Origin of the sequence: Moraxella canis, assembly GCF_002014965.1 — a bacterium.
Lineage (GTDB): Bacteria > Pseudomonadota > Gammaproteobacteria > Pseudomonadales > Moraxellaceae > Moraxella > Moraxella canis.
Map to the genome: position 1 here is coordinate 191,449 of NZ_MUXT01000005.1, position 20,238 is coordinate 211,686.

A 20,238-nucleotide genomic window follows, 5' to 3' on the forward strand; every position below is an offset into this window, starting at 1 on the left:
ATTTATCTTTTGTGAGCCAAAGACCGTCCTTTAGCTCGAAACTTCTGGGGTGTTTCATGGTAACAAAGAGAAAAACGCCTTATAAATGCTGAAAGATTTTGATAGCCACATTTTTCGGCAATAATAGTGATAGGCATATCCGTATTAATAATCAAACCTCTAGCCATTTGCATACGAAGCTCAGTAATATAAGCTTTGGGTGTATATCCAAATTGTTTTTTGAAGGCTTTTTTAAAATGACTCTCACTAAGACAAGCAGCCTTTGCAAGCGAATCTAGTGTATGTTCTGCACTAATATCATTTTTTATAATGTTTAAAACATTAATAAGCCGACTATCAATTCTTTTATTAGAACTAATTTTTTTCAAAAACTCCATTAGCAATTTTAACATGTAATCATTCATCACTTGGTCAAAATCTGTTAGTAATTGCCTTTCAACAACCCCAATAAATGCTAAGAGTTTATCATCGAGCGAAAAATGCAACTCATTAACTGGGTCTAATGCAACGAAATCTATATTGTCAGTATTAATTACCAAGAAACGAAAGTCTGTCCTAGCGGTAAATTGGTGATGAACACCTTTTGGGATAATACAGACCTCTCCATAGCTAACAATAATTAATTTGCCATTTATTATCAGGTTGATATTTCCTAGTAATGGGATAAGTATTTGATGATAGTTATGGCTATGCCCAATTAAATTTGTATTATAAGTTCGTATGAACAAATTATCTAAATGGTCTTGATTTATCATTTTCTACTGGTCTTATTTAATATAAATGGCTTAAATTGGTAGATAAAAAGAACGACACAAACCATAATACCACCAAAAATAGTTAACAAATTTAAGTGTTTATGAAAAAAAATACTTTCTAAAACCATTGTCAATAATGGCAATAAAAAAAATAATGTACTGACCTTCTCAGCATTACTATGTCTTAGCATTCGCATTAATAATAAAAATGCCCCTACAGAAACTACTGCTCCCATCCATAATAGTGCTGAAATAAAGTAAAAATTAAAGTTGAAGCTCAATCCTTTCATGACAGTGGTAGCTCCAAATATCATAAAAGCCACAATAGTTTGGAGTAATAAAGTTAAAATTGGATTGCTTGTAATTTTGGACTGAATGATAGTTCCAAAAGTGATAGAGATTAAGGCACAAGCTGCCATCACTATTCCCAATAGATTAATTTGTTCAATTTTATGATATCCTAAGGTAGCAATAGCCAATCCTATAAAACAACCACCGAGCAAAGCAATATCATAATAGTTGACATTATTTGAAGTTGCTAACTTCGTAATAATAGGTTGCATCCCTAGAATTAAAATAATCATCCCTAACGATAAATGAGTATTAATGGATAAAAAATAGAAAACTAGATACAGAACTTGGAGCAGTAGCCCTGAAGCAATGATACGAACAAAATCATTTTTTTTAAGTGTAGGTATTACAGCAAGATATTCTTTATTGGATAAAAATATCATGGTAAGCAGAGATAGTGCCAAAGCTGACCTTAAAAAAAGAAAACTCCAAACGTCTGCATACTGTAAACCTAGCTTAGAAAATAGAGCCCCTCCACTCCAAATTATTAAAAACACAAAAGGTACAAATTTATTTACTAGACTTTCTACTCCTAGTTTATTTGAATTAGTTAAACTCATAATTGGTACTCTAACTTAAAGTCAACTGGATAATCAGGGTGTGGATTAGTAGAATCGTAAGGAAAAGATATATGCTTCTGTAAGCAAGGTTTTCTTGTAAAAAAAATCAACATATCCCTAGTTGCTCGCTCTGTTGGATTAATTTGAAAAACAGGGCTTAAGCTATGTTTAAATTCGTTATCCTTTATCAAGAGACTATCTAAGAATTTTTTATGCTGCATTGAGTTTACAAGATTTTCATTTTTTGTTTCTTCAAAACAAATGCCACTTTTTTCAAGATTGGAATGTATATTTGTGATAGCACTATTTTCAGTCATGTTATGATGCCCTAACATGATAGTCATTGTGTGGTCAACACCATCAGAATGTACGCCTTCTAAAGCAGGCTCACCTAATAAATCCTCCTGTGTTATAGTTCTTAAATGAAACACCGTGGTAACCCAATTGACTGAACTATAATCAAGGTTTTTACGAGGTAGTATATCGATGTTAGAAATAATAGGGTTTTTTACTTTAAGCATTTCTTGAAAGGCTAAATTTCTTGTTAGTCGTTCTTCTAAGCCAACAAAATATCTGATTTTTCCTGAATCATGACGAATAAAGTCCTCATCTACTGAAAGCACAAATGGTTGAAATGCCGTTCTGTAGATTACTTTGCTTAAATTATTATGAAAAAATCTACCATTTCTGCTTTCTCTAAATTCTAAAGTTGGGTCTGAAGGAAGATTATCACTCATTTCCTTCAAATGATTAATTTCTTCAATACTGATACCCATATCTTGTAGCAACTCAATCATCTGTTCACTTGAAATAAAGAGATAACCATCCTGCTGATATAGTTTTTTAAGCTTACAAATATTTTTCAGAAATCGCTCATTGTTCTTCATTTTATTACTCCTCAAAAAATTAAAGAGTAATCAATAAAACAAACGAACTGTAACTAGAAAATATTCAAAAATGTGCTAAAAAGATTTTTTATGCTGAAAAAACTGGATATGGTTTAAATTCATTATTTTCGTAAGTGAGATGAATTTAATTGATAAGATTTAGCTTTATCTTTATATTGAAGAATACATGAGTGTTCATGTTAATAGAGAACGACTGTTTATGAGAGGTAAGAATAAAAAAGCGCAGGTGATGCCTGCGCCTTTTTAAGCTGATGATATAAGGTTAGATTAATGGCTCGCCACTGACGATGATGCCATTATTATCAGCATAAATATAATCGCCTTCATGAATGACCACACCGCCAAAGCTGATCGCAAGCCCTGTCTCACCAACGCCTTTTCTGGTTGATTTTTGGGGAATGCTGGCAAGTGCTTGGACACCCAGTGGCATCTTTGACATCTGATCGACATCGCGCACACAGCCATAAACGATCACACCCGCCCAGCCATACTTAACTGCCGATTCAGCAATCATATCACCAAGTAAAGCGCAGCGCATCGATGCACCGCCATCCACGACAAGCACACGCCCCTTGCCTTCGGTGGCAAGCAGCTCCTTGACCCTAGAGTTATCCTCAAAACACTTCACCGTCACCACTTGACCGCCAAAGCTGTGATGACCGCCAAAATTACGAAAGCTTTTACCATCAATCGATGGGCTCACCACGCTGATGGCCTGATCGCTATGATCGTCCAATAAATCACAGGTAACAAAATCGGTCGCCATAAACACTCCTTTGCTGAGTTGAGTTGATTAAACTTGATCAAAATTGTGATTGATCACACTATAACTGTGCACAAATTGTTTGTCAAACCAACTTTGACTGGATGGCATAACCTAGCGCACTAAGATCTCTGCGCTTGGCAATGCCTTTAAACTTACACTTTCGAAAAATCCAGCTCAAAGCTTGATTCAAATGACATTGGCTCATGAGTGATCGGATCGGTGAATGACAGACGCTTGGCAAGCAGCTGCAAAGGGTGATCAAAGTCATCTTCCGCGCGATGCACCACACAAGGATAATAGCTGTCATGAGCGATAGGGATGCCCAAATGATTCAGATGCACTCTGAGCTGATGCAGCTTGCCTGTGGTGGGTCGCAGCTCATATTTTGCCCATTTGCCATCGTCACTGACAGCCAAGACATCCATATCGGTGTGCGTGTTTGGCGCACCTTTACCCACCGCCATGGTATAAAAAGGCTCGCCGCGCTCAAGATGTAACTCGATCGCCAAAGGAAATCGGTGCGCCTGCGTCATGGGCGCAATGGCATGATACACCTTAGTGATCTGCTGCGTGGCAAACAGCGACTGATACAGCCGGCGTGCGCCACTGGTCTTGGTAAATAGTATCAGCCCTGCCGTCTCTCGATCCAAACGATGCACAGGCGACAGATCGCCATTGGCTGTTATGCGCTTTAAGCGAGTCAAGAGCGTCTGCTGGACATAGCGTCCTGCCGGCGCCACCGTCAAAAAATGCGGCTTATCCACCACCATCAGATCTTGATTTTCATAAATGATATGATGCTCAAAAGGCACCACCGTCTCATCAGGCAGATGCCGATAATAGCTGATGGTCTCGCCATGCCGATACGGACTATCTATCCTAAGGGCGATGCCTTGGGAGTCGGTGACCAAGCCATCTTCAAATCTGGCTTGCCAAACAGCCAAGCCAACATGCGGAAACTTTGAGTACACATACTCAAAAATGGTCGCAGGCTGAGCGGCACTCTTTGGCAGATATAGCTGGCTTGGTGAGACGCCATCACGCATCATCAGCGCGCGTGTTCGATACAGTATGCCGTATAGGGTACCGCTTTTAGGCGATTTTCATTGATCAGCTCACCACATTCGATGCAGGTGCCATATTCGCCTTCTTCGATGCGACGCAGTGCGGCATTGACATACACTAAACCTTGTTCAGCTTCGATCAACAGCGCCTTACGCATCTCATCACGACTGGCGGCGACGGCTTGGTCATCCCAGTGCTGCTGCATCTGATCTTGGGGGTGAGCGATGTGATCACTGATTTTATCAATGCGCGCTTGGTATTCTGCTTTTAGGGTTAATAAGGCGTCTTTATAAGTGTCGATATTTTGCATAATGCCTCCTGTTTTTTAGAGTTTTGTTTATTTTCATTATTCATGAATTATTCAAAAAAGGCAATACCGATTTATGCTCTTTATCGTTTTTATTTGAGTGGGTTCAGCATTGCGTGGTAGCGCGTGAATTAAGTCTCGCCAAAGCCAATGAGACCAATTTTTATCGCTGTGGTTTGTACGATATTTCTTACATGGATTGATGACATTTGCCACTATTTTTGTATAGTCAGCTTTGACATAATACATCCAACAGCACAGGAAATGGGTACAGGTAAGTACCACTGCGACGGATAGCATGGCTGTTACAAGGACGACCATAGGGAAATATGCAATGATTGCACTAAAAAACCACAAGTTTCGGCTTGTGGTTTTTGCTATGTGCGGCTTGATATTCTAAATTTTTAAGGCTAAAGTCTAATCTTCAACCGTCGCATAAACTCCCAAACTTTCCACAAAAGCCGCCAAAGCGCCACTTTCAAGCTCAGCGGTGATGCGGACATTGGCATCATAATCAACCTGCAAGATCTCGCCACCGGCTTTAGCGATCAGATAGCGAAGCTGTGCTTCGTGCGCAAATGTGGTCTGAAGCTTGATCGACGCTTTGGGTAAGAATGTTTCAAGCGTCATGGCATCTACTGCCATCTGTGCAGCAGTCGCATAAGCGCGCGTCAGCCCACCCGCCCCAAGCTTGATACCCCCAAAATAGCGCACCACGATGATGATGCAGTTGCCGATGCCTTTGTGCTGCAAGACAGCTAAAATCGGTCTGCCCGCCGTTCCATTGGGCTCGCCATCATCATCAAAGCCTGCACTGGTGGTGTTATGCGGATCGCCTAGGATGTAGCCATAGCAGTGGTGGCGTGCATCAGGATAGCGAGCGCGCAGCTCCTGCACATATGCCATCGCCGACTCGCGCGTGCTAATCGGATAAGCAAAAGCCAAAAATTCGCTTTTTTTGATTTCATACAGCGCTTCACAAGGGGCGCTTGGGGTTTGATAAGTCACTTGATATTTTCCATGATGAATGGGGTCATTTTCCCACATTTTGGCAATTTGCACAATTTTGTACATCATCAAGCCATCTCACCCAACATCAAAACTACAAATCACCCAAGCAAACTGTGCTAAAATTGGGGTAATTTATAGGAATAATTTCTGAGACCGATTATGCGTTTGGATAAATTTTTGAGTAAAGCCACGGAGCTGTCGCGCAAAGACGCCAAAAAAGTGCTCCATGCCGGCGAGATTACCGTCAATGATGTCATCATCAAAGACTCAAGCCATCACATTGATTTGACAAATGATGAAGTGCTGTGGGCAGGCGAGCCGTTAAGCGTCGCTGATGGTAATCGCTATATTTTATTGTATAAGCCGGATGGCTTTGAGTGCACGCTTAAGCCCAAAGAGTATCCGATCGTCACTGATTTGATCGCGGTGCCTGAAGTGGCAGCGCTTCGTATCGCAGGGCGACTTGATGTGGACACCACAGGCGCACTGCTGCTGTCAGATGACGGGGCGTGGCTACACCGCGTTACCAGTCCCAAGCGCCATCAGCCCAAGCGCTATGAGCTGACCCTTGCCGATCCGATGGATGCAGATGCCCAAGCGCACGCCATCAAGCAAGTGGCAAACGGTATCTTATTAGAAGGCGAAACCGAAAAAACTCGTCCTGCTGAGCTGTCGTTCATTGATGAGACGCACGCGGTGCTCATTCTCACCGAAGGCAAATATCATCAAGTCAAGCGCATGATGGCATATTTTGGTAATAAAGTCATCGAACTGCACCGCGCAAGTATTGGCGATATCTGCCTAGATGGGCTTGAGATGGGCGAATGCCGCTTCTTGACTGCTGATGAGATCGCTCAATTTTAAGAATTACTATAAGATTTATGAAACTGATTGTTTGTGTGTTGGCTTTGGTGTTCAGCTTACCCTTAAGCTTAAGCGCATCTGCCAACACGCTTGATACCCATGACGCCATCAGATCAAAGCTTACCCATTTAGGACTGACAACGCCGATCACTGCCATCGAGCCAAGCCCTGCCTTAGGCTTTCATCAGATCACTTTGGCAGATGGTAATCATCTGCTGATCAGCGATGGGCTAGACTATATCATTCAAGGCACGCCAAGTCCCAACCCAAGCCCCATCACGCCCATTGATCATCATATCCAAAAGCCCCTTGCCATGGGCACACCCATCAGCGACGCGCACCGCACCGCTTTATTAAACAACTTGAGCGCCATGAACGACATGCAGGACGCCGCCTTTTATCATACTGGCATCCAAGGGGTGCTTTGGGGCATCTCAGGCATGGGCGACACCACATTTTTGATCACTGGCGATGGGCGGTATCTGATGGATGGTGCGATGGCGAGCCTCAAAAACGGTCAGTTCATTGAGCACAGCCCCATGTTCGAAGCAGCGAAAAATCGCCATGTCTTTAGCACACTCAACGATACGCATCTGACCATCTACCCTGCCAAAACTGCACAAAAATCCGTGTTGTATATCGCCAGTGATATCAACTGCCCTTATTGTAAAGTGTTACACGAGCGCATCGATGAGCTGAATATCCGCGGCATCACGGTCAAAATCATCGGCTACCCCATCTATGATGAGTCTTTGAAGCCCATGCAGCAAATTTGGTGCGAGCAAAACAATGCCAAGCGTGCCGTCTTATTGTCCGCCGCCATGAAAGGCATGACTTTAAGCGCTCGCTCTGCTTGCCAAAGCAGCCAAAGCACCCTTTTTGCTACTCAAAAGCAAGCACTACCACTTGCCATCATGGGGACGCCTGCCGTTTTTGATGCTCAAGGCAGGCTGTTTATGGGTGATTTGACCAACCATGAAATTTACGAATTTTTATCGCTTGAGTAATTCATGCTCGGCAGCAGTTATATTAGCTTCGATGATCTAAGTATCAGTCAGGATGTTTCATGTGAAACATCCTGATGCCGTTTTGCGACTGTAGTGGTTGATTTGATGGCAATTGATGGGATTTTGTGCTTTTTTTAATGTTACAGCTTGATAAATCAGCTTGGCAACTCCATATTTAGGCATATTTTTGTATTTTTTATGGATGTTGACATGAGTAAAGATTTTTATAGCATTTTGGGTGTCGATCGCTCCGCCGACGAAAAAGAAATTAAAAAGGCGTTTCGTAAAATTGCGATGAAATATCACCCTGACCGCAACCCCGACAATCCTGAAGCCGAAGAAAAGCTCAAGGAAGCCACCAAGGCATACGAAACGCTGAGCGATGCTGAAAAGCGCGCCACCTATGATCGCATGGGACATGATGCCTATGAGCAAGGCATGGGCGCAGGCGGCTTTGGTGGCGGCGGTTTTAGCGGGGGTGATTTTAATGACATCTTTGGCGACATCTTTGGTCAGGCGTTTGGCGGTGGTGCAGGCTTTGGCGGTTTTGGGGGTGGTAGCTCACGCAGACAGGCTCGTCAAGGCGCCAATTTATTGTACAACATCACCCTAACGCTCGAAGAAGCGGTCAAGGGCTGCAAAAAACAAATCACTTACCAAACCAGCGTCACTTGTGATACCTGCCATGGCAAAGGCGCGGTCAAGGACAGCGACATCGTGACTTGTAGCACCTGTCATGGTCAAGGTCAAGTGCGTATGCAGCAAGGATTCTTTGTGATGCAGCAGACCTGTCCGGACTGTCATGGTACAGGTAAACAGATCAAAAACCCTTGCCCTGACTGCCACGGCGAAGGCAAAAAAATGAAGCAGCAAACGCTTGAAGTGTCTATCCCTGCCGGCGTGGATGATGGCGACCGCGTACGCTTGGCTGGCAAAGGCGAGGCAGGCGACCAAGGGATGCCAAATGGCGATTTGTATGTCGAAGTGCGCGTAAAACCGCACGAAACTTTCACCAGAAATGGTGCAGATCTACATATGGATGTGCCGATTTCGATGGTGTCAGCGGCGCTGGGTGATGAAATCGAAATCCCAACTTTGGATGGTAAAGTGAAAATCAAAATCGCTGAGGGTACGCAGTCGGGCAAGCTATTGCGCGTACGCGGTAAAGGCGTTACTACCGTTCAAGGGCGGATGCAAGGCGATTTGATTTGCCGTATCGTCGTCCAAACCCCAGTGAATTTGACGGGCGAACAAAAAGACCTGCTGCGTCAGCTCCAAGGCACGCTCAGCACCGAAAACAGCAGCGAATCTAAGAAAAAAGGATTTTTTGATAAAATCAAAGATGATGTCAAAGACTTATTTGACTAAATATTGGTAATTTAGGAAAGCTCCGATCATTCGGGGCTTTTTTGTGCTTTAGATTTGACAGCTTGATTGATAACATTTATGATGCAAAAAATCTTAAAACCAAACTTTTTTGTATAGTGGCTGTGACATTTGGAGCATTTTTTATGGATGGATTATTAAAACTCACCAACTTTGTCAGTAGGACATTTGCCGTTTGGGTGGTGGTTTTTGCGCTGATTGCTGCGCAGTTTCCTGATGTGTTTAAGCAGTTTGTGCCGTGGATTCCGTATCTGCTCGGCATCGTCATGCTAGGCATGGGCTTGACCTTAACTTTCAAGGACTTTGGAGAAGTCACCAAAAATCCCAAAGCGGTCATAATCGGCGTCATCGCTCAATATGTCGTGATGCCTGTGATTGCCTTTTTGTTGGTGCAGGCATTTAGGCTGCCGCCTGACTTGGCGATCGGTGTGATCTTGGTCGGCTGCTGCCCGGGTGGCACTTCGTCAAATGTCATGACATTTCTTGCCAAGGGTAATACCGCTTTATCGGTTGCTTGTACGACACTCTCGACACTTTTAGCGCCCGTTTTAACGCCGGCTGTGTTTTATTTATTTGCCAGTCAATGGCTGCAAGTCGATGCAGGCGGTATGTTTGTTTCTGTACTAAAAATGGTACTTTTGCCAGTTTTTATTGGGCTGATCATCCGCTCGGTATTCAAACAAAAAGTCCAAAGCGTGAATCAAACCATGCCTTTGATCTCTGTCATCGCGATCGTGCTCATCGTCGCGGCGGTCGTAGCGGTGAGTAAAGATCGCATCATTGAGTCTGGTTTGTTTATCTTTTTTGTGGTGGCGCTGCATAATGGATTTGGCTATTTGGTGGGCTATGCTGCCGCCAAACTCTTTAGGCTGCCCATCTACGACAGTAAGGCGATCGCCATTGAAGTGGGCATGCAAAATTCAGGCTTGGGCGCAGCACTGGCTGCCGTACACTTTAAGATGAATCCATTTATTGCGGTGCCGAGCGCGATTTTTAGCTTTTGGCATAATATTTCTGGACCCATCTTGGCGATGATTTTTAGTCGCATGAATGATGATAAAACCTCCAATTGACTTCCTCCCCGCCCTAAAGTGCGGGGATTCCTACAGCTAGACGGTCAAGCCCGACCGCAAGAATGTTCTTAGCGGCATTAATATCTCTATCATGCCATGTGCCACACTTTGCACAAGTCCATTCTCTGATTCGCAAACCTGCTCTACCTTTCGGACTACTGGACATATCGCCACAGCATGAACAAGTTTGGGTAGTGTATCGCTCTGATACGATTTCCAAGCGACAGCCTGTCTGCTGACATTTGTATTCCAGTTGTCGTTTTAATTCAAACCAACCTGCATCGTAAACCGATTTGGCGAGTTTGCCTTTTTTACTGTTAAATTGGGTGGTTTTCACATCACCGACCACGATTAGGGCGTTATCCTTGACTAATTGGGTGGTGAATTTGTGGATGAGGTCTTGCCGTGTATTTTTGATTTTGGCATGGATAGCCTTGATACGCTGTTTGTTTTTGGCTCTTTGGGCAATGGCTAACTCTTTGGCGTATTTAAGCGTTTGCTTAATATGCAGTTTATCCCCGTTTGAGGTAGTGGCACTGTCTTTTAAGCCAAGATCAATACCAACCGAACCTGTGCCACAAGTTTGTTTTGGATAGTTCTTGACGGTGAGACACGCATACCAACGGTGACGGCTGTCTTGGACAATTTCGCAAGTGTTGATTTGATATAGTGATAGGTTGTCGCTATCCCATAGGTCAATGACTAGCTTTTGTCCTTTGGCTAGGGATAGTTGCAAGGTGGATTTTAAGCCTTTTTTACCGCTTTGTCGTGTCGCTAGGTGTTTGATGGCGGATTGTTTAAACGGTATCCAGCCCAATGATTTGTGCTTAGATTTAGGGTTGTTGGTTCGCCACTTAAGCTTAGCTTTTTTAAATTGGCGACGCGATTTGGCGTGTATTTCATTGATGGCTTGAATGGTTTGAGAATGTAAGCCTAGTAGCTCACCACTGCCTTTGGTGTAGTCGTTTAAATCATAGGCAGATAAGAATTTGCCTGTGCGCTGTAAATATTTATAACCCAAGTCATTGACATAATTCCACACGAAATTGACTAAACCGCTTAGGTGGTTTAGTTGGTCTGTGTGTTTGTCTCGTATGCGTAGCTTGAGTGTTTTCATGGGTTTATTATATCATTTTATTAAGCTAAGAGAATAAAAAGTGAGATTTACCGCCTGATATCCACCGCCTAAAGTCGGTGGATATAAGGCGGTGATGGATAAACTTATTAAAACTCGATAAGCCGCCCCGACACGCTCGGGGCTTTTTGGTGATAAAAATAATACTTTGGTTTGGCATTTGACAGCACCACGCGCAACCTTTACAATCGCTGAATCTGATGATTAATCTGTATAAAGGCTTATCCATGGACAAACATACTCAGCTCATTCACGATCCCCGTCTAGCACCCATACAAATCAACAGCCTGCAGCCACCTGTGTACCGCGCATCAACGATCCTCTTTGATAATACTCAGGCGCTGTTTCAAAGACACTGGAGTGATCGCTATGATTATAGCTATGGCACGCATGGCACGCCCACGACTTATCTACTGGCGGATCAGATGGCAAGGCTTGAGGGCGGTAATCATGCGCTTTTAGCGCCCAGCGGTCTTGCTGCCATCGTATTGGTGAACACAGCGCTGCTTGGGCAAGGTGATGAGGTGTGGGTCACTGAAAATATGTACAGCCCCAATCTTGAGCATCTGCGCGAACTTCAAAAACGCTACGGCGTGGTGATCAAAATATACGACCCACTGGATGCCAAAAGCTTTCAGCCCACGCCTGCTTGTAAGCTGATATGGCTTGAGGCGGCGGGGTCTGTGACGCTTGAATTTCCTGACTTACAAGGACTGATCAAGATCGCCAAAGAGCATCATGTCTGCATCGCTTTGGACAGCACTTGGGGCGCGGGGCTGGCTTATTCGCCATTTGATCTTGATGGCGCGTCTGTGGATATTTGTGTTCATGCATTGACCAAATATCCTAGCGGTGGTGGTGATGTCTTGATGGGCAGCATCGTAACCCAAGATAAGGCTCTGCACAAGCAGCTGCTGCGTATGCATGCCGTCTTGGGCTTTAGCGTCTCAGGTGATGACTGCGCGCGTGTTTATCGTAGCCTGCCCACCTTAGCCTTACGCTACGAAACACAAAGCAAAAGCGCCATTGAGCTGATGGCACACCTAAAAGATGAGCCTGCTTTTGCTCAAGTGCTTCATCCTGCCAATCCTGATACTTTGGGTCACCACTTTTGGCAACAAAACTGCCCAACTGGGCTATCGGCAGGCTTGGTGAGCGTGGTTTTTGATGAGCGCTACTCTTGGGCGGATGTTTGCCGTTTTTGTGATGCTCTTAAGATATTTAAATTGGGCTTTAGCTGGGGCAGCGCAACAAGTTTGGTCATGCTGTACGATCTGACTAAGATACGCACTCTGCCAAGCTTGCATCTACAAGGTCGCTATGTGGTGCGGTTTTGTGTTGGACTTGAAGCACCCAAGGATCTGATCGATGACATCAAGGCAGCTTTGGGGAGCTTAAATTATGATGAAAAATCAAAATAACCTTGCTATAATCAATTAATTATCATCCAAACAAGGACATCGTTATGAGTAAGCTTAAAATTGGCATCATGGGAGCATCAGGGCGCATGGGGCGGATGCTCATCGAAGCAGCCATGACCCACCCAAAAACTGAGCTTGGCGGGGCTTATGTGCGCAGCATCTCAAGTTTGATCGGCGTGGATGCTGGTGAGTTTATTGGTGCCGATAAATCAGGCATCGCACTCTCCACATTGGATGCTGCAGGCTTAGGGGCGATGATTGATTTTAGTTTGCCCGAAGCTTTGGATGACGTACTCGATCAGTGCGTTACGCACAAAATTCCGCTCGTGATGGGCGTGACAGGTCTTAGTGATGACCAAGAAGCCAAGCTCAAGGACGCCGCCAAACACATTGCCATCGTCTATGCAGGCAACTACTCAACTGGTGTCAATCTGTCGCTTAATTTGCTTGCCACTACCGCACGCGTACTGGGGCTAGATGCCGATGTCGAGATCATCGAGCACCACCATAAGCACAAAATCGATGCGCCATCAGGCACTGCCTTGATGATGGCGCGCGCTGTCGCCGAAGCACGCGGACAAACGCTGAATAATACTGCCGTCTATGGTCGTGAAGGTGCCGCCAAGCGCCAAGCGGGCGATATCGGCATCCATGCTGTGCGCGGCGGAGAAATTGTCGGCGAACACACTGTGGAATTTATCATGGATGGTGAAATCATCGAAATCACCCACAAGGCACAAAGCCGCACCACATTTGCCACAGGCGCGGTAAGAGCTGCACTGTGGGCAGCAGATCAGCCTGCGGGTCTGTATGACATGCAAGATGTCTTAGGACTTAAATAGGTCTAAAAACCAGATTTAACTAATTTGTAGCTAATAAAAAAGCCAAGAATTTCTTGGCTTTTTGTTTAAACGCTGGCAGCGGCGGCATCAGCGTGAGTGATTAACTTAGCCTATCTGTCAGTCTTCACTGAGTGCATCAACCAGCAGCAGCCACAGCCTCTGATAAGAACGTCTAAATAGATTCATGTGACCGATCTCATCAAAACCATAGTCGGCAGGATGAAGTTCGTGATAGTGTACTTGAGCGTGCGGGTATAAGGCAAAAAAATCATGCACATTCTCACGGGTCGCAATCTCATCATCCGTGGCATAAAAGGCATGGATCGGGCAGCTGATCTTGTCATGATAGTCATCAAAGATGGTTTTGCCGATAGAATATTTGATGTATTGACCGGTGTTACAAAACTCGCGCCATTGGCGAGCGACATGTTTGGGTAAGTTTTCACCCATGCCGATGATTTTGGTCGCGCCATAGCCAAGCGTGCGACTTGACACCCGAAACAGTACTTCAAACATCAAAGGCGCCAAAAGCTTGGTGCGTCCGCTGAGCTTAGGCACATAGCCTGTTGAGCCTGCAACACTGATCAAGCGCGCGACTTTGTGATAATTATGTGCAACGCCCAAAAGCTGTGCGCCGGCACTGTGTCCGATGATCGCGACCTGCTCGGCACCGGTCATATCGGTCAGCTGATCAATCGCCGCAGGCAAATCATACACGCCCCAATCGTCAATGCTTGCCTGACTGTCCTTAAGCGCACCGTGTAAAGACGCACCAATACCCCGAAAATCAAAGCAAAGCACATTATAGCCTTGGGCGCTCAGATGCTCAGCAAAAGCATAATAAAACCCTTGCTTAATGCCCGTGGCAGGAGCGATCAGTACAGGATAGGGTTGGGTTAAGCCCCCTGATCCATTAAAAAACGTGCCACCCAAAGCATAGCCATCTTTGGCAGTAAATGTGATCTTTTGCATTATTTTTTCCATCCGTCCGCTGATCCATCAATCCATTGATTCACCAAGGTTAATCCATCCAGTCAGTTTATTATGACAAGTTATTTATTAAAATCTAGGGCGATGATTGACCTGCTAAGTCAATGATCCAAATCTCAGCTTGAGAGCCGATTCTAAGCGGCACGCCCCAAAACCCATAGCCTGATGTCACCACTGCGTGCATATCACCCACTTTGTCATAACCATATCCAATGCGATTGATGGCAGCGACGATCAAATTGGCAGGGAACACCTGTCCTCGGTGCGTATGCCCCGAAAGCTGCAAATCAATCGGCAAACGGCTATTGGTCTCAAGCTGACTTGGGCGATGATCGAGCAAAATCACAGGATGGCTGACATCTGCCATCGCCACCAACTCTGCCGTCGTTGCCCTGCTTTTATCATGATCGTCGATGCGCCCGATGATGGTTAGAGGCGTGCTTAGACCCTCTTTTGAGACGGTGATGGTCGTCACTTTATCATCCAGTAGGATCGAGCCTGCCTGCTGTATGGCTTGGATGATATCGTCTTGGGCGTGCGCACGATAAATGTCATGATTCCCCAAAGATGACACCGCCGCCGGGGCGCTGGCCACCACATCAGCAAAATGGCTCTCCATGCCTTCTTGGTGATAATAAATGACATCATCATCCATGATATCGCCAGGCATCAGCAGGACATCGACATGCTCATCTTTGAGCAATTTGGCAAGCTTATCAAGCTGCCGACTGCCCACCATCGCCCCCAGGTGCAAATCACTCACCAGCGCAATGCGCACATCAGTTGGCATGGGCTTATCCAAAGTCAAAGATAGATATTTGACTGTCGGGGTGTAAGCATGATAAACCCCTGACAGTATCAGTCCAATGAACACCAGTGGCGTGATGATTTTTGTGGGGCGATCGGCAGGTTTTTTTAGTGCCTTGAGCAGGCAATACACGCCCAAACCCACCGCCATCGCCATCATCAATACCCATAACACCGCTAAATATCCGATCGTCAGGCGAAAAATCCCAATAAACAATCCCACCAAAAACAGATTGCTGATTGCAAAACAGGCAATCATCAGACGGCGGCGCGGCTTGGGTGATAAAGACAGCCACCATCCCAAACCACGCGCGGCAAGATAGGTAAAGACCTGAAGCAAAATTACAATGGTCGTTAAAAATACAATTCGCATCATCATCCCTTATGATAGCCGAAAAACTCAAGTGCTGTACGCGGTATAAATCCCAAATCAAACTGTCTTTTTTGATAATCATAATCAACAAAGCCAATGTGTCCGCCATGGGGCGTATCTAGTAGCACCACATCTTCTGAGACATCCGTCGGCTCTGCTGTCACGCCCAAAAATGGGTCGTCTTTGGCGGTGATGATCAAGGTCGGGTACTGTATATGGCGCAGATGAGGCAGCGCAGAAGCTTGTCGATAATAGTCATTTTTTGAGCGAAAGCCGTGACGCGGCGCGGTGAATACATTATCAAAATCAGCCATGCGCTTGGCAGACTTAAGCGCTGTGATCTCCTCGCTACTCAGCCGATTGTCTAACGCTTTTTTGATGATGGGATTGAGCAGATAAGGGGTGTAGATGTGCCGCCCAAGTAAGCGCTCCATAGCAATCGACGCACTCGCCAAATCCACAGGTGCAGACACGACGACAGCACGCTTTGGGATGGCATCCACGCCGTATTCGCCCATGTATTTTGCCAAGGCATTACCGCCAAGTGACACGCCGATGGCATAAATTGTGGTAAATTTTTGTTGTAATACTTGTAAATAATGCGACAATTCAGCGGTATCTCCGGCATTATAAAATACCTTGCCTGATACCGCCACCCCGCCACAAGAGCGAAAATGCGCCACCACAAAATGCCATCCTTTGGCATGGATATGACTTGCCAATGTGCGTGCATAGTGGCTTTGGCTTGAGCCTTCCATACCATGAAACAACACCACAATGGGCGTGGTGTCCCTGCCATCCGCGCCCTTTTGCTCATCAGCCATCACATAATCGAACGCCACATCGCTTTGAGCGAGCGAATCTTTGATCAGTGCGCGCTCATACTTGGGCATATTTTTGGCGACATAGCGCGGTAAGATGGTCTGTAAGTGCGCATTTCTAAGCCAAAGTGGTGGCAAAAAATCAGTTTTTGAAAATTGTACGGTCATAAAACACTCAAATGATATATCAATGGTCCATTTATCAAGGACGAAATTAAGAGTATTGCCTAAATAAAGCATCCCATCAGACAGCAAAGGAAGCTAGGCGATGCTTAAATGCACGATGACATCTCCTACGCCTGTCGCCTGCCGAAGTCCTTGGTTGCTTAGCACGATCTTGGCAGGGTATGTGCCATTGGGCGGGATTGTCAGCGTCAGGTCAATGGGCTCTGGCAGCTCAATGGCAGAGCCCTCTGCTGCCTGCTTAGGGCTCAAAAAAATCACATAATTAACATCCAAGCTTTTAACATAAATACTCACAGGCTTGGTCTGGATACCGACGCGCACCGGCGACCCATGACACTCAACGGTGATGATATCACCATCGCTAAGCCCTGATGGCAGGACTGCCTTAAAGTGCGTGCCCTGCCAATCGATCAATACCTCACCACCGTCATACACCGTATGCAGACCGATGGCACAGGTTGTGTCATAGCCAATCTTAACAGGCGCATCAGCAAACCTTTGCCATACGCGCCCAAAGTGCGCTGCTGCTCGCTGCGCCAGTTGATCCATGTGCTTGGTGCGATGCGCATCAAAGATAATGCGGTCAAATTTTCGCTTACCAAAATTCACCAGTGCGGCATTGGCAAGATGCCCAAACTCATGCCTAACCTCAGAAAATCTAGCGCGCTGCTGTGATAGCCACTGCTTTTGGCGAATTCTTGGCAGCTGTCTGTCGTACTGACGGCGCGCTTTGTCATCTTTTAAAACAGCGTAGGCGGTGTTTAGCTGGCGTACCATATCCTCATCTGAATCCGCCTGACGGTCAGGGTGATGACGCGCGATTTGTTGGCGATAAGCGCGCTTAATGGCAGCGGTATCGGCATCATCAGCCACGCCAAGTAAGCGATAATAATCCTGACTATACACCCCTTTCATGATGATCTCACCCTGACAGCTCATCTTCTAGCACTTCAAGCTCAGCCATCGCCGTCAAAAGCTGCTCCTCGATATCGTCGATCTGTGACTTAAGTGTGCTTTGATGAGTTAATTTGTCTAATAATTCCGACTTATAAGCATCTTCGTACAGACGAGTATCGGACAGCTCATTTTCTATGATCACTAATGTATCGCTCAGCTTACCAAGCTGATCTTCAAGCTTGGTGATCTGTTTTCTTAGCGGCGCTGTCTGTTCGCGAATCTGCGCATTTTTTTTGCGGCGCTCTTCTTTACTTAAACCATCATTGACTGGCGTGCTTTGGCTGATATCGGTGCTTGGTGAGGGTGGTTTGTCTTGTTTTTGGGCAGCTTGGCGCTCTTTTTTGGCTTGGCGCAAATGCTCAGCATAATCCGCCATATCCCCCACAAATTCTTCGGCGCGACCATCAGAAACCAGCAGCAGCTCATCGCACACCGACATGATCAAATCTCGATCATGCGACACCAAAATCAAAGCTCCCTCAAAGTCCTGTAGCGCCAGCATGAGCGCATTACGCATCTGTAGATCCAGATGGTTGGTTGGCTCATCAAGCACAAGCACATTGGGTCTTTGCCAAACAAGTAGCGCAAGCATTAATCTTGCGCGCTCACCGCCCGAAAACAAGCGGCTTGGGGTGTCAATGCGTTCACCTCGAAAATCAAAGCTGCCCAAAAACGCGCGCAGATCGGCATCAGAGGTCTGACCTGCCAGTCGTCTTAGCATCACCATCGGCGTGGCATCGTCATCTAGGCTGTCCATCTGATGCTGATTAAAATAGCCAAGCTTTAGGGTTTCAGAGGCTTTATGGACACCACTGATGAGCGCAAGCTCACCTACTAATGCCTTGATGAGCGTGGATTTGCCTGCGCCGTTTGCCCCCAAGATTCCCAAGCGCACATTGGGCGTGATTTGTAGATTTACCCGACTGAGCATCGGCACGCCGTCATAGCCGATGACGGCATTATCCAAGCGAATCAGCGGAGATGCCATATGCGACGGCTCATAGAAGCGAAAACTAAACGCGCTGTCTGCCATCACAGGTGACAGCTCTGTCATGCGATCAAGCTGCTTGATGCGGCTTTGGGCTTGTTTGGCTTTGGTGGCTTTGGCGCGAAACCTGCGGATATAGTCCTCAAGGTGTGCGCGCATCGCTTGCTGTTTTTCGTAGGCTTGCTGCTCTTGGGCGAGCCTGTCGGCGCGTGTGCGTACAAATTGGCTATAATTGCCTGTGTACATCGTGATGCGCCCCTGCTCAATGTGCAAAATATGCCCGCACACCGTATCCAAAAACGCCTGATCATGACTGATCAACAAAATCAGCCCCTCAAATTTTAATAACCACTCCTCCAACCAAAGAATGGCGTCCAAATCCAAGTGGTTGGTCGGCTCATCAAGCAGCAGCACATCAGCACGATGCATGAGCGTGCGTGCCAAATTTAGCCGCATTCGCCATCCACCCGAAAACATCGCCACTTGCCGATCATGATCAGATTCAGCAAAGCCAAGACCCGCCAAAATCATCGCCGCTTTGGCTCGCGTGCGATAGCCGTCAATCTCCTCAAAGCGCTGATAAATCGGGGCAATCTGTGCCTCACTCAGCTTGGATTGGTTTTGGATCTGCTCATTGAGCTGCCACCATTCTGCATCGCCTTCAAGCACATAGTCTAGCGCACTCATGGCAGTTGCACTGACTTCCTGTGCCATGTGCGCAATCTGCCAAGACTCGGGCAGGCTGACACTGCCGACATCCGTCCCATGCTCACCCAAAATGGTCGCAAACAGCGTGGACTTGCCTGTGCCATTATTGCCTGTCAGACCGATTTTTTGACCCTTATGCAGCTGCAAAGTCACGTCGCTAAATAGCAGCCTGCCATCTCGGCGCACCGCCACATCTTTAAATTCTATCATCACAATTCATCTTGTAAAATTTCAGTCATTTTAGCATATTTTAGGGATTGCCCTTGTAAAAATTACACAGAATACCTATACTGTTATCAAGCAAACTCAAGGATTATGGCTTGGATGATATCTTAATTTACCGAGCTTCTTAGCCAACATTCTTGAATGATGATTTTAAAAACTAAGGAAAAATTATGGCACGTTTAACCGTAAACACCGTTGATTCAGCCCCCGAAAAAGCCAAAGAGCGCATTGAAATGGTTCAAAAAGCCAATGGCTTTGTCCCAAATCTGATCGGCGTCTTGGCAAACTCTCCGCAAGCGCTTGAGATGTATCAAGAAGTCGGCAAAATGAACAGCCGCAACAGCTTGACTGCCGAAGAGATCGAAGTGGTGCAGATCACTGCCGCTGCCCATAACGGCTGTGATTTTTGTGTGGCAGGTCATACTAAGATTGGCACCAAGCTTAAGATGCCTGAGACTGTACTCACTGCTTTGCGTGGTCGCACCGCCATCGATGACAATGAAAAATACCAAGCTCTTGCCCAGTTTACCATGCAGCTGATTGACAATCGTGGCAAGGTTTCTGATGATGAGCTTGCCGCTGTCAAGGCAGCTGGCTATACTGACCAAAATATTCTAGATGTAGTCATGGGCGTGGCATTGGCAACGCTATGTAATTACGCCAATAATGTCGCCCAAAATGACATCAACCCAGAGCTACAAGCATTTGCACCCTAAGGCTTGGGTCTGCTAC

The 20,238-nt window shown here is 45.9% G+C and carries 20 protein-coding genes; 7 read left to right on the forward strand and 13 right to left on the reverse strand.

Annotation, left to right across the window (positions count from 1 at the left end):
* Positions 1-2: 2 nt before the first annotated feature.
* The 7 genes from B0180_RS04845 to B0180_RS04875 form a co-directional block, all read right to left on the reverse strand.
* A complete protein-coding gene (locus B0180_RS04845) occupies positions 3-755 on the reverse strand; it encodes a helix-turn-helix transcriptional regulator (RefSeq protein WP_078255902.1) in 753 nt (250 codons plus the stop codon).
* Positions 752-1,666, reverse strand: coding sequence for a DMT family transporter (locus B0180_RS04850; RefSeq protein WP_078255903.1), 915 nt, complete (start codon positions 1,664-1,666; stop codon positions 752-754). The genes B0180_RS04845 and B0180_RS04850 overlap by 4 nt, the downstream gene beginning before the upstream one ends.
* The gene (locus B0180_RS04855; protein WP_208609386.1) at positions 1,663-2,553 is read right to left on the reverse strand and encodes a 2OG-Fe dioxygenase family protein; all 891 of its coding nucleotides are present in this window, start codon (positions 2,551-2,553) and stop codon (positions 1,663-1,665) included. Before B0180_RS04855 ends, B0180_RS04850 begins: the two co-directional genes overlap by 4 nt.
* A gap of 283 nt (positions 2,554-2,836) precedes the next feature.
* Positions 2,837-3,340 (reverse strand): ribonuclease E activity regulator RraA, encoded by a 504-nt coding sequence (rraA, locus tag B0180_RS04860; protein WP_078255904.1) that lies wholly within the window; start codon positions 3,338-3,340, stop codon positions 2,837-2,839.
* A 152-nt stretch (positions 3,341-3,492) separates the two neighbouring features.
* Positions 3,493-4,389 (reverse strand): pseudouridine synthase, encoded by an 897-nt coding sequence (locus B0180_RS04865; protein ID WP_078255905.1) that lies wholly within the window; start codon positions 4,387-4,389, stop codon positions 3,493-3,495.
* Positions 4,389-4,715, reverse strand: coding sequence for a TraR/DksA family transcriptional regulator (locus B0180_RS04870; RefSeq protein WP_078255906.1), 327 nt, complete (start codon positions 4,713-4,715; stop codon positions 4,389-4,391). Before B0180_RS04870 ends, B0180_RS04865 begins: the two co-directional genes overlap by 1 nt.
* A 414-nt stretch (positions 4,716-5,129) precedes the next feature.
* Positions 5,130-5,720, reverse strand: a complete 591-nt coding sequence (locus B0180_RS04875) for a YigZ family protein (protein WP_078255947.1) — start codon at positions 5,718-5,720, stop codon at positions 5,130-5,132.
* A gap of 162 nt (positions 5,721-5,882) precedes the next feature.
* Between B0180_RS04875 and B0180_RS04880 the strand changes: the two genes are divergently transcribed.
* From B0180_RS04880 to B0180_RS04895, 4 genes are all read left to right on the forward strand, one after another.
* A complete protein-coding gene (locus B0180_RS04880; RefSeq protein ID WP_049238036.1) occupies positions 5,883-6,587 on the forward strand; it encodes a pseudouridine synthase in 705 nt (234 codons plus the stop codon).
* Between the two features lie 17 nt (positions 6,588-6,604).
* Positions 6,605-7,594, forward strand: a complete 990-nt coding sequence (locus tag B0180_RS04885) for a thioredoxin fold domain-containing protein (protein WP_078255907.1) — start codon at positions 6,605-6,607, stop codon at positions 7,592-7,594.
* A gap of 210 nt (positions 7,595-7,804) precedes the next feature.
* On the forward strand, positions 7,805-8,962 hold the full coding sequence (dnaJ, locus tag B0180_RS04890) for a molecular chaperone DnaJ (protein WP_078255908.1): 1,158 nt from the start codon (positions 7,805-7,807) through the stop codon (positions 8,960-8,962).
* A 143-nt stretch (positions 8,963-9,105) separates the two neighbouring features.
* The gene (locus B0180_RS04895; RefSeq protein WP_078255948.1) at positions 9,106-10,053 is read left to right on the forward strand and encodes a bile acid:sodium symporter family protein; all 948 of its coding nucleotides are present in this window, start codon (positions 9,106-9,108) and stop codon (positions 10,051-10,053) included.
* 13 nt (positions 10,054-10,066) lie between these two features.
* On the opposite strand, the gene B0180_RS04900 is transcribed toward B0180_RS04895, so the two are convergent.
* Complete coding sequence (locus B0180_RS04900) at positions 10,067-11,170, reverse strand: RNA-guided endonuclease InsQ/TnpB family protein (RefSeq protein WP_078255909.1); 1,104 nt, start codon at positions 11,168-11,170, stop codon at positions 10,067-10,069.
* Positions 11,171-11,415: 245 nt separating this feature from the next.
* Here B0180_RS04900 and B0180_RS04905 point away from each other — a divergent pair, with 245 nt between their 5' ends.
* Together B0180_RS04905 and dapB are read left to right on the forward strand one after the other, a co-directional pair.
* Positions 11,416-12,609, forward strand: a complete 1,194-nt coding sequence (locus B0180_RS04905; RefSeq protein WP_078255910.1) for a PLP-dependent transferase — start codon at positions 11,416-11,418, stop codon at positions 12,607-12,609.
* A gap of 44 nt (positions 12,610-12,653) precedes the next feature.
* Positions 12,654-13,451, forward strand: coding sequence for a 4-hydroxy-tetrahydrodipicolinate reductase (gene dapB, locus B0180_RS04910; protein ID WP_078255911.1), 798 nt, complete (start codon positions 12,654-12,656; stop codon positions 13,449-13,451).
* Between the two features lie 117 nt (positions 13,452-13,568).
* Here the strand turns inward: dapB and B0180_RS04915 are convergent, their stop codons facing one another.
* From B0180_RS04915 to B0180_RS04935, 5 genes are all read right to left on the reverse strand, one after another.
* The gene (locus tag B0180_RS04915; RefSeq protein ID WP_143821276.1) at positions 13,569-14,423 is read right to left on the reverse strand and encodes an alpha/beta hydrolase family protein; all 855 of its coding nucleotides are present in this window, start codon (positions 14,421-14,423) and stop codon (positions 13,569-13,571) included.
* Positions 14,424-14,517: 94 nt separating this feature from the next.
* Positions 14,518-15,621 carry a metallophosphoesterase gene (locus B0180_RS04920; protein ID WP_167366920.1) on the reverse strand — a complete coding sequence of 368 codons (1,104 nt, stop codon included), beginning with the start codon at positions 15,619-15,621 and terminating at the stop codon, positions 14,518-14,520.
* Between the two features lie 2 nt (positions 15,622-15,623).
* A complete protein-coding gene (locus B0180_RS04925; protein WP_078255914.1) occupies positions 15,624-16,610 on the reverse strand; it encodes a YheT family hydrolase in 987 nt (328 codons plus the stop codon).
* 93 nt (positions 16,611-16,703) lie between these two features.
* A complete protein-coding gene (locus B0180_RS04930) occupies positions 16,704-17,543 on the reverse strand; it encodes a J domain-containing protein (protein ID WP_078255949.1) in 840 nt (279 codons plus the stop codon).
* 7 nt (positions 17,544-17,550) lie between these two features.
* Positions 17,551-19,491, reverse strand: coding sequence for an ATP-binding cassette domain-containing protein (locus tag B0180_RS04935; protein ID WP_078255915.1), 1,941 nt, complete (start codon positions 19,489-19,491; stop codon positions 17,551-17,553).
* 185 nt (positions 19,492-19,676) lie between these two features.
* Between B0180_RS04935 and B0180_RS04940 the strand changes: the two genes are divergently transcribed.
* On the forward strand, positions 19,677-20,222 hold the full coding sequence (locus tag B0180_RS04940; protein WP_078255916.1) for a carboxymuconolactone decarboxylase family protein: 546 nt from the start codon (positions 19,677-19,679) through the stop codon (positions 20,220-20,222).
* Positions 20,223-20,238: the final 16 nt, after the last annotated feature.